The sequence below is a fragment of the Acidovorax delafieldii 2AN genome (assembly GCF_000175235.1).
Taxonomy (GTDB): Bacteria; Pseudomonadota; Gammaproteobacteria; order Burkholderiales; family Burkholderiaceae_C; genus Acidovorax; species Acidovorax delafieldii_B.
The window spans coordinates 1-14873 of record NZ_ACQT01000085.1; the positions used below are offsets into that span (position 1 = coordinate 1).

The 14873-nt window shown below is 65.3% G+C and carries 14 protein-coding genes; 6 read left to right on the plus strand and 8 right to left on the minus strand.

Annotated elements, in window-relative coordinates; all coding sequences use genetic code 11:
* Positions 1–113: 113 nt before the first annotated feature.
* Both rnk and ACDELDRAFT_RS12100 read left to right on the plus strand, forming a co-directional pair.
* Positions 114–527, plus strand: coding sequence for a nucleoside diphosphate kinase regulator (rnk, locus tag ACDELDRAFT_RS12095; protein ID WP_005797055.1), 414 nt, complete (start codon positions 114–116; stop codon positions 525–527).
* A 150-nt stretch (positions 528–677) separates the two neighbouring features.
* A complete protein-coding gene (locus ACDELDRAFT_RS12100) occupies positions 678–1055 on the plus strand; it encodes a hypothetical protein (RefSeq protein WP_005797057.1) in 378 nt (125 codons plus the stop codon).
* A 73-nt stretch (positions 1056–1128) separates the two neighbouring features.
* On the opposite strand, the gene ACDELDRAFT_RS12105 is transcribed toward ACDELDRAFT_RS12100, so the two are convergent.
* The gene (locus tag ACDELDRAFT_RS12105) at positions 1129–2250 is read right to left on the minus strand and encodes an acyltransferase family protein (protein WP_005797060.1); all 1122 of its coding nucleotides are present in this window, start codon (positions 2248–2250) and stop codon (positions 1129–1131) included.
* Positions 2251–2494: 244 nt separating this feature from the next.
* Here ACDELDRAFT_RS12105 and ACDELDRAFT_RS12110 point away from each other — a divergent pair, with 244 nt between their 5' ends.
* From ACDELDRAFT_RS12110 to ACDELDRAFT_RS12120, 3 genes are read left to right on the plus strand one after another with little or no spacing between them, the layout of a single operon-like run.
* Positions 2495–3076 (plus strand): GbsR/MarR family transcriptional regulator, encoded by a 582-nt coding sequence (locus tag ACDELDRAFT_RS12110; RefSeq protein WP_005797062.1) that lies wholly within the window; start codon positions 2495–2497, stop codon positions 3074–3076.
* Positions 3077–3078: 2 nt separating this feature from the next.
* Positions 3079–4440 carry a cytochrome ubiquinol oxidase subunit I gene (locus tag ACDELDRAFT_RS12115; protein ID WP_005797065.1) on the plus strand — a complete coding sequence of 454 codons (1362 nt, stop codon included), beginning with the start codon at positions 3079–3081 and terminating at the stop codon, positions 4438–4440.
* A 10-nt stretch (positions 4441–4450) separates the two neighbouring features.
* Positions 4451–5461 carry a cytochrome d ubiquinol oxidase subunit II gene (locus tag ACDELDRAFT_RS12120; RefSeq protein ID WP_005797067.1) on the plus strand — a complete coding sequence of 337 codons (1011 nt, stop codon included), beginning with the start codon at positions 4451–4453 and terminating at the stop codon, positions 5459–5461.
* A 353-nt stretch (positions 5462–5814) separates the two neighbouring features.
* Here the strand turns inward: ACDELDRAFT_RS12120 and ACDELDRAFT_RS12125 are convergent, their stop codons facing one another.
* The 7 genes from ACDELDRAFT_RS12125 to ACDELDRAFT_RS12155 form a co-directional block, all read right to left on the minus strand.
* Positions 5815–6768, minus strand: coding sequence for an NAD(P)H-dependent flavin oxidoreductase (locus ACDELDRAFT_RS12125; protein ID WP_005797069.1), 954 nt, complete (start codon positions 6766–6768; stop codon positions 5815–5817).
* Between the two features lie 141 nt (positions 6769–6909).
* On the minus strand, positions 6910–8700 hold the full coding sequence (locus tag ACDELDRAFT_RS12130; RefSeq protein WP_005797071.1) for an acyl-CoA dehydrogenase: 1791 nt from the start codon (positions 8698–8700) through the stop codon (positions 6910–6912).
* Positions 8701–8852: 152 nt separating this feature from the next.
* Positions 8853–9785, minus strand: coding sequence for an electron transfer flavoprotein subunit alpha/FixB family protein (locus ACDELDRAFT_RS12135; protein ID WP_005794569.1), 933 nt, complete (start codon positions 9783–9785; stop codon positions 8853–8855).
* Complete coding sequence (locus tag ACDELDRAFT_RS12140; protein ID WP_005797073.1) at positions 9786–10535, minus strand: electron transfer flavoprotein subunit beta/FixA family protein; 750 nt, start codon at positions 10533–10535, stop codon at positions 9786–9788.
* 226 nt (positions 10536–10761) lie between these two features.
* Entirely contained in the window at positions 10762–12081 is a 1320-nt protein-coding gene (locus ACDELDRAFT_RS12145) for a mechanosensitive ion channel family protein (RefSeq protein WP_005797075.1), read from the minus strand.
* Entirely contained in the window at positions 12081–12872 is a 792-nt protein-coding gene (locus ACDELDRAFT_RS12150; protein ID WP_005797077.1) for an enoyl-CoA hydratase, read from the minus strand. Before ACDELDRAFT_RS12150 ends, ACDELDRAFT_RS12145 begins: the two co-directional genes overlap by 1 nt.
* A gap of 164 nt (positions 12873–13036) precedes the next feature.
* The gene (locus ACDELDRAFT_RS12155) at positions 13037–13942 is read right to left on the minus strand and encodes a histone deacetylase family protein (RefSeq protein WP_005797080.1); all 906 of its coding nucleotides are present in this window, start codon (positions 13940–13942) and stop codon (positions 13037–13039) included.
* 90 nt (positions 13943–14032) lie between these two features.
* Between ACDELDRAFT_RS12155 and ACDELDRAFT_RS12160 the strand changes: the two genes are divergently transcribed.
* Positions 14033–14873, plus strand: an 841-nt coding sequence (locus tag ACDELDRAFT_RS12160; protein ID WP_005797082.1) for an AAA family ATPase, incomplete at its 3' end; no start/stop codon positions are given.

The following is a 14873-nucleotide window of genomic DNA, read 5'->3' on the forward strand; positions in this document are numbered from 1 at the left end:
TTATTCCAACATCCGTGCCGGAACCGCCAGCGCCCGCTTTGACCACGCGGGGCAGTGCGAGATTCGCGATCCACTACAGTCCCGGCCTTTACAACCAGACATCGAGGAATTCCATGGCGCGCAAACCCCAGATCATCCTGTCATCGCTGGACCTGGACCGCATTGAGGCCCTGCTGGCTGCTCTGCCGGCCAGCGTCTTTCCGGGCAAGGCCGAGCTGCAGGCCGAGCTGGACCGCGCCGACGTGGTGGCGCCCGAGGAGATCCCGCCCAACGTCGTCACCATGAACTCCACCGTGCAGTTCACGATGCTCGAAACCGGCAAGGAGTTCTGCCTCACGCTGGTCTATCCCCGCGACATGGATGGCAGCGCCGACCGCATCTCCATCCTCGCTCCCGTGGGCGGCGCACTGCTGGGCCTGTCGGTGGGTGACGAACTGGCATGGCCAGGACCGGGCGGCAAGTCGATGACGGTGCGGGTGAAGGCCATCGTCTACCAACCCGAGAGCGCGGGCGAACTGCACCGCTGACCTTGCCCTGAGGCCCTCCACCCCGCCGACGGCCTGGGCTGCTGCCGGTTGGTTCCATGGCGTGGCGGGCGCCGAAGGTGCTTCAGTGCACCACCCGACAGCCGGCCAGCACTGGCGCGGCCCATCGCTTGCAGCGACAATCGGGCCGCCATGACTGCCCCACCCCCGCCCACTGCCGCCCCGCCAGCCGAGGTGTTCGACCCCGACTCGACCGCCGCCTTCCAGCGCCGTATCGAGCGCGCACCGGAGTGGTTCTGCTCTTTTCTGGCAGGCAACAGCCGTGAAAAGAGCCGCCTCAAGCGCGAGATGGCCACACTGAAGGGTTCGGTGGTCTGGCTGGTGCAGCAACGCCGCCAGGGCTGCTGGGACGCCCAGGAACGGGCCCATCTTCGCGAAGTGATGCGCGCCGCATCGTCCGTGAGCCCCTACCTGGTGATCTGGGTGGTGCCGGGGTCGATGCTGCTATTGCCATTCCTGGCCTGGTTTCTCGACCGGCAGCGCAAACGTCGGCAGCCGCCGGCCCCCTGAAGAAGCGTTGATATTGCCAACGCGCCGGGCCGCGAGGGCACCACCGGCGCGGCCAGCGGATTGCGTCCCGCGCTCAGGCCCAATGGCTGGTGGTCACCGCCACCAGCATGCCCGTACCCACCAGGCCGGCCTGCCAGCGCAGCGCCGTGGTCCAGGACGGCACATGGCGCTCCACCCTTTCATAGAGCAGCCGCCCGGCCATCAGCGAAAGCACGAAGGCCAGCAGCATGCCCAGCGCATTCACGGCGGGCGACTGCGGCCAGACATGGCCGACCACCGAATTGACGAGCAGGCACACTGGAAAGTGCACCAGAAACACCGAATACGACATCTGGCCCAATTGCACCACCGGTGCAAAGCCCTGCCACTGCCGCCACCGGGGTGAGCGCAGCGCCCAGACCAGTGCCAGCGCCGTCACCACGGCCACCGCGATGCGGCCGCGGAAATCGAGCGCCATCGCGGCCACGCCCATGGCGGCAATGGCAGCCACCCAGCCGCCGGCCCGCGGGGCGCGCACGGCCCAATGGGCCATCATGCCCATCCCGTAAGCCCCGAAGAAATACAGCGCCCACATGTCGAGCTGCGGCTGGCGATTGAAGGCCAGCAGCGATGCGGCAGCGCCCACCAACACAAGCCCACGCCCCAACCAAGCCACGTAGGGCGCGACCCGCCCGCCCGACACCGCGCGCACCAGCGACAGCAGCAGCACCGAGCAAACGAAAAGCTGGAAATCGATGGCCACGTACCAGACACCCGCCGACAAGGCCTCTTCGCCCACGATGTCCTGCAACAGCAGCGCGTTGGCCACCAGTTGCGCAAGGCCGGGAGCGCCGGGCACGGACGGGTGGTCCGTCCAGTTGCGCACCAGCGCGGCCACCACGACGGCCAGCACCAGCGCCACGGCATAGGGCACCACCAACCGCACAAAGCGGCGAGCGATCTGCTGGCTCGCACTTTCAAACCGCGCCACGCCCTGCGGCGCCAGGCTACCCGCCGCCAAGTACCCCCCCAGCACCAGGAACACCTGCACAGCCATGCGCCCGTACTCGTAGAGCCAGGACATCAAGTCCGGCGCCAGGGGATGGGCGATGTCCGACATGGGGCCATAGAACGCGAGGTGGTGCCACACGATGGTGGCGCAGGCCACACCCTTGACCATGTCGATCAGGGGTGTGCGGGATTGAGGAGATGTCATCGGCGGTAAGAATCGGGAGTGGAATGCTCCGCAAGGCGGGGCCACCAAAACCCTCTATTGTCCTCCGTCAAACAAATTCTTGCTGGCGCGCGCACGACGGCCCGTTCCAGGCGTCCGCGGCGAACGGCGGCAACTGGACCCGATAGATTGGCGGCGAGGCTTGCTCAACCCAAATGGACAGCTTGTTTCTTGAATTTTCAGTAATTACTGAAAATTCAAGAAATTACAGGCACAATGCGTTTCCATGACCTATGTCAATCATTTACCTCCTCTGAACCGCCAGTTCGTGGCGCATTTCGGCGAAATGGGCAGCCGCTGGGGCATCAACCGCACGGTGGGCCAGATCTATGCCCTGATCTTTCTCTCGCCCCGCCCGCTCAATGCCGACGAGATGGCAGAGGCGCTGGAATTCTCTCGCTCCAACGTCAGCATGGGGCTCAAGGAACTGCAGGCCTGGCGCCTCGTGAAGCTCAGCCACCAGCCGGGCGATCGGCGCGAGTACTTCGAGGCGCCCAAGGATGTATGGGAGATCTTTCGCGTGCTGGCCGAGGAACGCCGCCGCCGCGAGATCGAGCCCACGCTGTCGATGCTGCGCATGGCCCTGCTCGAAGAACCCGGCTCGGATGAAGAGCGCCATGCCCAGGAGCGCATGCGCGAAATGCACGAGCTCATCGACCGGCTCATGACCTGGTTTGACGATGTGCAGCGGCTCGCCCCCGAAACGGCGATGCAGCTCATGGGCATGGGCACGGCCGTCACCCGCGTGCTCGAGTTCAAGGACCGGCTGACCGGCAAGGCCGGCAGCGCAAAGGACAAGGGAGTTTGACGATGGACGCCTTCATGCTGTCGCGGCTGCAATTCGCGGCCAATATCAGTTTCCACATCCTGTTTCCCACCATCACGATCGCGCTGTGCTGGTTCCTGGTGTTCTTTCGGCTGCGCCACGGCGCAACGCGCGGCACCCCCGCGGCGGCGGGCTGGGAACAGGCCTATTACTTCTGGACCAAGGTGTTCGCGCTGACCTTCGCCATGGGCGTGGTATCGGGCATCACCATGAGCTTCCAGTTCGGCACCAACTGGCCAGGCTTCATGCGGCACGCCGGCAACATCGCGGGGCCCCTGCTGGGTTACGAAGTGCTGACCGCGTTCTTTCTGGAAGCCACCTTCCTGGGCATCATGCTGTTCGGCCGCAGCCGCGTGTCGGAGCGCATGCACCTGGTCGCCACGCTGATGGTGGCTTTCGGCACCACCCTGTCGGCCTTCTGGATCCTGAGCCTGAACTCGTGGATGCAGACGCCCGCCGGCTATGAAATCATCGACGGCCAGTTCCACGCGGTCGACTGGCTGGCCATCGTGTTCAACCCTTCGTTTCCCTACCGGCTGGGCCACAAGCTGCTGGCCTCGGCCCTCACGGCGGGCTTCCTGATCGCGGGGGTGAGTGCCTGGCAGCTCATCAAGGGCACGGCCACCGAAGGCACGCGCAAGGCGCTGCGCACCGCCATCCCGGCCGTGGCCATCGCGATACCGCTGCAGATCTTCATGGGCGACCTGCACGGCCTGAACACCCTGGAACACCAGCCCGCCAAGATCGCCGCCATCGAGGGCATCTGGCACACCGAAAAGGGCGCGCCCCTCACGCTGTTCGGCTGGCCCAACGAGAAGGAAGGCCGCACCGACTTCGCCCTGCAGATCCCCAAGGCCGCCAGCCTGATCCTGGCGCACGATGCCGAAGCCGAGCTCAAGGGCCTGAACGAATTTCCCGACGCGCACCCGCCCGTGGCGCCCGTGTTCTGGGGCTTTCGCGTGATGGTGGGGCTGGGCCTGCTGATGCTGGCCGTCGCCTGGGTGGCTGCCTTCGTGCTCTACCGCCGCCGCCTGCGGGACCCTGCCACCCTGCCCCGCCCCCTGCTGCTCACGCTGGTGGGCATGACGTTCTCGGGCTGGGTGGCCACGCTGGCCGGCTGGTACGTGACCGAGATCGGACGCCAGCCCTACCTGGTCTACGGCCTGTTCCGCACTGCCGACGCCGTGGCACCCCACGCTCCTGCCATGGTGGCCGGCACGCTTGCCGCCTACCTCTCGGTGTACGTGCTGCTGCTGGCAGCCTACGTGGGCGTGATCAAGTACATGGCCGAGCACTCGGCCATGCCCACCGCCGCCGCGTCCCCCGCAGCCCCGCAAGCCCTCTGAGGAGCCCCCCATGGAAACGCTGACCTGGGCCACGGCCCTGCCCCTGATCTTCATGGCTGTGATGGGCCTGGCACTGCTGGCTTATGTGATTCTGGACGGCTACGACCTCGGCGTGGGCATGTTGCTGCCCTTCGCCTCCGATGCAGAAAAGGACGTGATGGTGTCCAGCATCGGCCCCTTCTGGGATGCCAACGAAACCTGGCTGGTGCTGGGCATTGGCGTGCTGCTGATCTGCTTTCCGATGGCGCACGGCCTCGTGCTATCGGCCCTTTACCTGCCCGTGGCGGTGATGCTGCTGGGCCTGGTGCTGCGCGGCGTGGCGTTCGACTTTCGCGTGAAGGCCCGCGATGCCCACAAGGCCACCTGGAACCGCATCTTCGCTGCGGGCTCGCTGGTCACCACGCTGGCGCAGGGCTGGATGCTGGGGGCCTACGTGACGGGCTTTGCGCACGACCCGTGGGCGCTGATGTTTTCCACGGGCATCGCACTCACCCTGCCCGCTGCCTACGCCATGCTGGGCGTGGGCTGGCTCATCATGAAAACCGACGGCGACCTGCAGCGCAAGGCCACGCGCTGGGGCCAGGGCGCCCTGTGGCCCATGGGCTTTGCACTCATGGGGATCTCGCTGGCCACGCCGCTGATCAGCCGCACGGTGTTCGCCAAATGGTTTGTGCTGCCCGAGCTGTTTGCCCTGCTGCCCATTCCGCTGGCCTGCGTGGCCGCCTTCTTCGCCATTCGCCACGTGCTGGCCACGCCGCGCATCGTGCAGGCGGGCTATGGCTGGATCGTGTTTGCCGCCACGGTGCTGATCTTCGTGCTGGCCTTCTTCGGACTGGCGTACAGCATCTACCCCTACATCGTGATCGACCGCCTGACCGTATGGGATGCCGCCAGTGCCACCGAGTCGCTGATGGTAATTGGCGTGGGCGTGGCGATCACGCTGCCGGCGATCATCCTGTACACCATCTTCATGTACCGCGTGTTCTGGGGCAAGGCGCGCGAATTGACTTACGGGTTGTGAAAACGAGGCCCTGCCGCGCGTGGTGCGCTACGTACCCCCGGTGCCAGCCCGTCATCGAACGCCCGGCCCCTCTCCCATTCGGAGTGCACTTGCGCAGCCGGCGCCCCCCGGGGAGCGGCCCCGGCGCACCGCTGATGTCTGAGTGACGCTGGTTCATGCCCGATGGGGGAGCATGCCACGCCTGCCACAGAGGCCAATGGCGGTTGAATGGCCGGCCGCGTCAGCCCCCGAATTCGCAGCCGCTCTACCGCCTGGTCTTGACGCCACCCTTCTGCCGGCAATGCCAGCTATCCCCAAAAACAATAGCATTTGACGCTTGATGCACAAGCGCCAGAGGCCAAAAACACCCCAATCTACAACTTCAGTCGCGCCCGCGCCGCCTCGTATTCGCCACGCAGCCGGGCCACCAGGTCGGCCGTGCTGGCAACGGTATTGATGGCACCGATGCCCTGCCCGCAGCCCCAGATATCCTTCCACGCCTTCTTGGCGTCCCCGCCGAAGTTCATCTTGCTCGGGTCGGATTCGGGCAGCTTGTCCGGGTCCATGCCCGCTGCGCGGATCGATGGCGCCAGGTAGTTGCCGTGCACGCCAGTGAACAGGTTGCTGTAGACGATGTCGTCCGAGCTGCCCTCCACGATGGCCTGCTTGTAGGCGTCCGAAGCTCGCGCCTCCTGCGTGGCGATGAAGGCCGAGCCGATGTAGGCAAAGTCCGCCCCACAGGCCTGTGCGGCCAGGATGGCGCCGCCCGAGGCGATGGAGCCCGACAGCGCCAGCGGGCCGTCGAACCACTGGCGGATTTCCTGGATCAGCGCGAACGGGCTCTTGGTGCCCGCGTGGCCGCCGGCGCCCGCGGCCACGGCGATCAGGCCGTCCGCGCCCTTTTCGATCGCCTTGTGGGCAAATTTGTTGTTGATGATGTCGTGCAACACCACGCCGCCCCAGGCGTGCACGGCTTGGTTCACGTCCTCGCGCGCGCCCAGGGACGTGATGATGATGGGCACCTTGTACTTGGCGCACACCTGCATGTCGTGTTCCAACCGGTCATTGCTCTTGTGCACGATCTGGTTGATGGCAAAGGGCGCGGCGGGCTTGTCGGGGTGGGCCTTGTTGTAGGCGGCCAGCGTTTCGGTGATTTCGGCCAGCCATTCGTCCAGCAGCTCGGCCGGGCGCGCATTGAGCGCAGGCATCGAGCCCACCACGCCGGCCTTGCACTGCTCGATCACGAGCTTGGGGTTGCTGATGATGAACAGCGGCGAACCAATGACGGGCAGCGACAGGTTCTGCAATACGGGTGGCAATGTGGACATGGCAACGGCTTCCAGATACAGGTTTTGATTGAAATAGCCCTCTAGCGCTTATTCCACCGGCGCCAATAGCTACTATTTTTACAGCAAAAGCCTGCGCGCTGCGCAGGCCTTGTCTCACTCCTCAAGGAACAGCGATCGCTCTCAGAACGCTTCCAGCGCCAGCTCGGTCACACTGGCAGCGCCTTCCACGATGCTGTCGCGCAGGCCCGGGGCCTTTACCAGGATGTGGTCGGCATAGAACTGGGCCGTGGTGATTTTTGCGCGCATGAAGGCCTGGTCCTGTCCCTTGTGCAACAGGTCTTGCGCCACCAGCAGGCTGCGCGCCAGCTGCCAGCCCGCCACCACATTGCCCGCCAGCATCAGGTAGGGCACGCTGCCCGCAAACACGGCGTTGGGCTGGGCCTTGGTGCCACCCGCCACAAAGTCGATCACGTCCAGCAGCGCCTTGCGTGCGGCCGTGAGGCGCTTGGCCACGGCCAGCGCGGCCGGGGTGCCGCTGGCCAGCAGTTCGCCTTCAGTCTTTTCGATCTGCGCCGCAATACCCTTGGCCACCTGGCCACCGTCGCGCGCCGTCTTGCGGCCCACGAGGTCGTTGGCCTGAATGGCCGTGGTGCCTTCGTAGATGGTCAGGATCTTGGCGTCGCGGTAGTACTGGGCCGCGCCGGTTTCTTCAATGAAGCCCATGCCGCCATGCACCTGCACGCCCAGGCTGGTGACTTCCAGGCTGGTTTCGGTGCTGTAGCCCTTGACCAGCGGCACCATGAATTCGTAGAACGCCTGGTTCTGCTTGCGCGTGTCGGCATCGGGGTGGTGGTGGGCGGCATCGAACGCAGCAGCCGCCACCGTCGCCATGGCGCGGCAGCCTTCTACGGTGGCGCGCATGGTCATGAGCATGCGCTTGACGTCGGGGTGGTGAATGATGGCGGCGCTGGCGTTGATGCTGCCATCCACCGGGCGGCTTTGCACGCGGTCCTTCGCGTACTGCACGGCCTTCTGGTAGGCGCGCTCTGAGATCGCGATGCCCTGCATGCCCACGGCGTAGCGCGCCGCGTTCATCATGATGAACATGTACTCCAGGCCCCGGTTCTCCTGGCCCACCAAGTAGCCCACCGCGCCGCCGTGGTCGCCAAACTGCAGCACCGCCGTGGGCGATGCCTTGATGCCCAGCTTGTGCTCGATGCTCACGCAGTGCGCATCGTTGCGCGCGCCCAAAGACCCGTCCTTGTTCACCAGGAACTTGGGCACGACGAACAGGCTGATGCCCTTCACGCCCTCGGGCGCGCCCTGCACGCGGGCCAGCACCAGGTGCACGATGTTCTCGGCCATGTCGTGCTCACCGTAGGTGATGAATATCTTGGTGCCGAAGATTTTGTACGTGCCATCGGGCTGGGGTTCAGCGCGCGTGCGCACCAGGGCCAGGTCCGATCCTGCTTGGGGTTCGGTCAGGTTCATGGTGCCGGTCCATTGGCCCGTCACCAGCTTTTCCAGGTACGTGGCCTTCAGCTCATCGCTGCCCGCCGTGAGCAATGCCTCAATGGCGCCGTCGGTCAACAGCGGGCACAGCGCAAAGCTCATGTTGGCGCTGTTGGTCATCTCGATGCAGGCCGCGCCAATGGTCTTGGGCAGGCCCTGGCCGCCGAAGTCGGCCGGGTGCTGCAGGCCCTGCCAGCCGCCGTCGGCGTACTGGCGGAAGGCCTCCTTGAAGCCGGGGGTGGTAGTGACCACGCCATCTTTCCAGCTCGACGGGTTCTTGTCGCCCTCGAAGTTGAGCGGGGCCAGCACCCCTTCGTTGAACTTGGCGCACTCTTCCAGCACGGCAGCGGCCGTGTCCAGGCCTGCGTCTTCAAAGCCTGGGATCTGGGCGATCTGTTCAATGTTGGCCAGGTGCTGCATGTCGAACAGCATGTCCTTGACGGGGGCGGTATAGCTCATGGGGTTCTCCGGGGGAAAGCAATGTCAAAAAAAAGGCATCGCAAGCGATGCCTTTGTGTCCAAAGTGGCGTTCTTCATACGGGTTTGCGTTCAACCGGATAACCAGGCGGCAAGGCGAACCTGCAACGTTGGCCGGTTGAAGCGAATCCGCGTTACAGCGCCTTGACCAGTTCGGGCACGGCCGTGAACAGGTCGGCCTCCAGGCCATAGTCGGCCACGCTGAAGATCGGGGCTTCAGGGTCCTTGTTGATCGCCACGATCACCTTGGAGTCCTTCATCCCCGCCAGGTGCTGGATGGCACCCGAGATGCCGGCGGCCACGTACAGCTGCGGCGCCACGATCTTGCCCGTCTGCCCCACCTGCAGGTCGTTGGGGGCGTAGCCCGCGTCCACCGCCGCCCGGCTGGCGCCAATGGCCGCGCCCAGCTTGTCGGCCAGCGGGGTCATGACTTCGTCGAACTTTTCCTTGCTGCCCAGCGCCCGGCCGCCCGAGACGATGATCTTGGCGGCGGTGAGTTCGGGCCGGTCGCTCTTGGCGATTTCGCTGCCCACGAAGCTGCTCTTGCCAGCATCTGCCGTGGCGGCGGCGGTTTCGACGGCTGCGCTGCCACCGGTGGCAGCTGCGGCGTCAAAGCCGGTGGTGCGCACGGTGATGATCTTGACGCTGTCTGCGCTTTGCACGGTGGCGATGGCGTTGCCGGCGTAGATGGGGCGCTCGAAGGTGTCGGCTGCGATCACTTTGGTGATGTCGCTGATCTGGGCGACGTCGAGCTTGGCAGCCACGCGGGGGGCCACGTTCTTGCCGCCGGCGGTGGCGGGAAAGAGGATGTGGCTGTAGTTCGATGCGATGGCCAGGACTTGTGCGGCGACGTTTTCAGCGAGGCCGTGTTCCAGGCCGGGGGCGTCGGCGTGGAGGACTTTGGCGACGCCGGCGATCTGGGCTGCTGCAGCGGCTGCAGCGCCTGCGTTGTGGCCAGCGACGAGCACGTGCACGTCGCCGCCGCAAGCCACAGCGGCCGTGACGGTGTTCAGCGTGGCGCCCTTGATGGACGCGTTGTCGTGTTCAGCAATAACGAGTACCGACATTTAGATCACCTTTGCTTCGTTCTTGAGTTTGTCGACCAGGGCGGCGATGTCGGCCACCTTGACGCCGGCGCCGCGCTTGGGCGGCTCGCTCACTTTGAGGGTCTTGAGGCGCGGGGCCACATCGACACCGAGGTCTTCGGGCTTCAGGGTGTCGAGCTGCTTTTTCTTGGCCTTCATGATGTTGGGCAAGGTGACGTAGCGGGGCTCGTTCAGGCGCAGGTCGGTGGTGATGACGGCGGGCAGGCTCAATGCCAGGGTTTCCAGGCCGCCGTCGATTTCGCGGGTGACGCTGACTTTGTCAGCCGTCAGTTCCACTTTGCTGGCAAACGTCGCTTGGGGCAGGTCGGCCAGGGCGGCGAGCATCTGGCCGGTCTGGTTGGCGTCGTCGTCGATGGCTTGTTTGCCCAGGATGATGAGGCCAGGTTGTTCCTTGTCCACCAGGGCCTTCAGGAGCTTGGCCACGGCCAGGGGCTGCAGCTCTGCGTCGGTCTCCACCAGGATGGCGCGGTCGGCGCCGATGGCCATGGCGGTGCGCAGGGTTTCCTGGCACTGGGCCACGCCGCAGCTGACGGCGATCACTTCGCTCACCAGGCCTTTTTCTTTCAGGCGCACGGCCTCTTCAACGGCGATTTCGTCAAAGGGGTTCATGCTCATCTTCACGTTGGCGATGTCCACACCGCTGCCGTCCGTTTTCACGCGGACTTTCACGTTGTAGTCCACCACGCGTTTGACAGGGACCAAGACCTTCATTGCTGCGGCTCCTCGAGTTGATTGAATTGACGTTTACGTAAACTGAAACATTTTATGCCGCACTGCAACGCAAACCTTGCGCGCAGCGGTGCAAAAAGGGGGAATACAAAAAAGAACGATCGTGCTTTTTGCGAATTATAGGCCACTGCTTCGCCCCTGGTGCCGACACCCCTGTCGCCACGGAGCCATCGGCCTTGCGGCGATCGGCACGCCGGGGGCCACCATCTCAGGCCACGGGGGTGGGGCGCGCGGGCGGCTGCGAGGGCCATTCCTGCGGCTTCAGATGCACGACACGCTGCGGATAGGGAATATCGATCTTGTGCGCACGCAGCGCCGCGAGTATCGCGAGATTGATGTCCGAACGCAGCCCGAGCGACCCATTTTCCGGGTCGGTGATCCAGAACCCCACGGTGAACTCCAGCCCATCGGCGCCAAAGGCGGACAGTGCCACCGCGGGCGCCGGGTCGCGCAGCACGCGCGGGTTGACAAGGGCAGCGTCGGCCAGCAGGCGCATGACCAGGTCGACATCGCTGTCGTAACCCACGCTGACCACGGTGGACATCCACACCCGTGGATCGGCCAGCGACAGGTTCTCGACCCGCTGGGTGATCAGCATCTCGTTGGGCACGATGGACTCGCGCCCCACGCCCGAGCGAATGACCGTGTAGCGCCCGGTGATGTCGGTGATGCGCCCCTCGAAGCTGTCCACCCGCACGTTGTCGCCAATGCGCACGCTGCGCTCGGCCAGAATCACGAAACCGCTCACGTAATTGGCCGCCAGCTTCTGCAGGCCAAAACCGATGCCCACGCCCACGGCACCGCCCAGCACCGACAGGGCCGTCAGGTCGATGCCCACGGCGGACAGCGCCATGATCAGGCCCACGAACATCAACAGCGCGCGCGCGGCGTTGCTCAGTGCCTTGCGTACCGAGAGTTCGCTGCCGGTGACCGAACGCAGCAGGCGCGACTCGATGGCCGACGATATCCACAGGGTCACGATCAGCACGGCGCAGGCGGTGACGAAACCTTCGATCATGGTGCGCACCGACAGCGTGGTGGACCCCACCTTCCAGGTGATCCCTTCCAGTTGCTGCAGTATCAGAGGCAAGAGCCCCGTCACCCACAGCACCATTCCCAGCCAGGCCACCCATGAAATGCTGCGTTCGATGGGCCGCACCCACGCGGACTGCGGAAACGCCGCCTGCAGCACCTTGACGCCCACGCGGATCACCACCAGCGATATCAACACCGGGATCACCACCTTGAATGCCGCCAGTGGCACCCACTGCGCCAGCAGCGATCGCGCCACATAGCCCAACCCCAGCAGGGTGAGGGGAAACAGCACGCCGTCGATCACCCTGCGGCCAAACAGGATCGAGCGCGGCTCATTGCGCCGCAGCGTGCGCCGCAATGCCGACACCATGAGCCATGCCAAGGCGACGCACACCGCCAACGCGGCGATCTCGAGCAACACCGTGGGCTGTGCAAACGCCCGCAACCACTGCCCGACGTCATCAAACATCGGCAACTCAGACCGTGTGGACATCAGGCCTTCCATGCCGGTGAACGCTTCTCGGCAAATGCCCTCGCCCCTTCCTGCGCGGCGGCGTCCATCATGTTGGCGGCCATGGTCTGACCGGCCAGCTGGTAGGCCGCATCCAGGCCCAGTTCGCGCTGCTGGTAGACCAGCGCCTTGCCCATGGCCACGGCCACACGGGGTTTCTGCACAATCGATTGCACCAGTTTTTCAACCTCGGCATCCAGCGCCTCGGGGGCCACCACGCGGTTCACCAGGCCTTGCGCCAGCGCGGTGGGCGCGTCGATGAAATCGCCGGTGAGCAGCATCTCCATGGCGCGTTTGGCCGGCACGTTGCGCACCAGCGGGACGCTGGGCGTGGCGCAGAAAAGGCCGTAGTGGATACCGCTGGTGGCAAAGCTGGCGGTGTCGGCCGCTACGGCCAGGTCGCACTGCGCCACCAGCTGACAGCCGGCCGCGGTGGCCATGCCCTGCACCCGCGCAATCACCGGCACCGGCAGCTTGTGGATGCTCAGCATCATGCGGCTGCACTGGGCAAACAACTGCTGGTACCACGCCAGATCGGGGTGGGCCGCCATGTCCTTGAGGTTGTGGCCGGCGCAAAACGCCTTGCCCTCGGCCGCAAGCACCACCACGCGGGCATCTTCATCCCGGGCCACCGCGTCCAGCGCCTGCTGCAACGCGGTGAGCATCTCGGAACCCAGCGCATTGAAGCGGGCGGGGTCGTTCAAAGTGAGCGTCACCACGCCGCGCGCGTCGCGCGTGGCCTGCAGTAGCCCGTTGGAATTCGAAATCGTCATGTCAGTTGCCTTGCTGCACTGTATGGAGCGCGACGGTTAAAACTGGCGTGCACCGGATTAGCGGACGCCGCGCACGGACGCCGCCACGCTGGCTGCGTCCCCCTTCACGCATCGCGCAGCGAAGCGAGAGAAGGGTGAAGCCGCGCAGCGGCTCAGGGAGATGTTCACAAGTCCGCCAGCGCACGCACGTGGGCCTCCACGCTGCGCGCCAGCGGGCCCATCACGTAGCCACCCTCCAGGCACGAAACGATGCGGCCCTTGGCGTAGCGTCGGGCGATGTCCATGACGCGGTGGGTGATCCAGGTGTAATCCGCTTCCGTCAGGCCGAGCTGGCCCATGTCATCCTCGCGGTGGCCGTCGAAGCCCGCGCTCACGAAGATCATCTCGGGCTTGAAGGCTTCGAGGCGCGGTATCCACATCATCTCAATGATCTCGCGGATGTCCATGCCGCGCGTGTAGGCCGGCACCGGCACGTTCACCATGTTGGGGGCCGGATCGTGGTCGCCGCTGTAGGGATAGAACGGGTGCTGGAAGATGCCGACCATCAGCGCACGCGGGTCATTGGCCAGGATGTCCTCGGTGCCGTTGCCATGGTGCACGTCGAAATCGACCACCGCCACACGCTGCAGGTTGTAGCGCTGCAGCGCGTATTTGGCGGCCACCGCCACATTGTTGAAAAAGCAGAACCCCATGGCCTTGTCGCGGCAGGCGTGGTGCCCCGGCGGGCGCACCGCGCAGAAGGCGTTGGAGATTTCGCCGGCCATCACCGCATCGGTGGCCGCCAGCGCCGCGCCGGCCGCGCGCAGCGCCGCCTTCCAGGTGTGCGCGTTGATCGAGGTGTCGGTGTCGAGCTGCGAATAGGTGGGCCCGCCCGCCAGCAGTTCTTCATTGAGCCGGTCCGACATGCCCCGCATGGCCGCCACGTGGAGCCTGTCGTGCGCCAGCTCGATGTCGGCCAGCGAGGCCTCGGGGGCTTCGTAGTGCTCCAGGGCGTCGGACACGCCCGTGATCAGCAGCCGATCCTCGATGGCGTCTAGACGTTCGGGGCATTCAGGATGCCCTGGCCCCATTTCGTGCTTTCGGCAGTCTGGATGGGTGAAATAGCCCGTCTTGCTCACTGTGAAATCCCCGTGTCTCTTATTTTCGGATAACGTGATGCCATGCATGCACAGCAAAAAATCACATCTCTTCTGGATCAGCTTAACACGGTGATTGTGGGCAAAAGCGCGCAGGTACAGGACTGCGTCGCCTGCCTGCTGGCGGGCGGGCATTTGCTCATCGAGGACGTGCCTGGCGTGGGCAAGACCACGCTGGCCCACGCGCTGGCGCGCACCTTCGGGCTGCAGTTTTCGCGCGTGCAGTTCACGGCCGACCTCATGCCCAGCGACCTCACGGGTGTATCGGTGTACGAGCGCGGCAAGGAAGCGTTCGTGTTCCATCCCGGCCCGGTGTTTGCACAGGTGCTGCTGGCCGACGAAATCAACCGCGCCAGCCCCAAGACCCAAAGCGCCCTGCTTGAGGCCATGGAAGAAAAGCAGGTGTCCGTGGAGGGCGAGACACGCGCGCTGCCCCACCCCTTCTTCGTGATCGCCACGCAGAACCCGCACGACCAGCTCGGCACCTTCGCGCTGCCCGAATCGCAGCTTGACCGCTTCCTGATGCGCATCTCCATCGGCTACCCCGACCGCGCAGCCGAACGCCTGCTGCTGGCCGGCAGCGACCGGCGCGACATGGTGGACGGCATGCTGCCCCTGCTGTCGCAAGGTGAGCTGGCACAGCTGCAGCAGCAGGTACTGGCCGTTCACACGGCCGAACCACTGCTCAACTACGTGCAGGACCTGATTGCGGCCACCCGCTCGGGCCGCTGGTTTCTGCAGGGTCTGTCTCCCCGCGCGGGCATTGCGCTGGTGCGCGCCGCCAAGGCGCAGGCCTTGATCAGCGGCCGCGACTACGTGGCGCCCGACGACGTGCAGGCCGTGCTGCCCCAGACCATCGCGCACC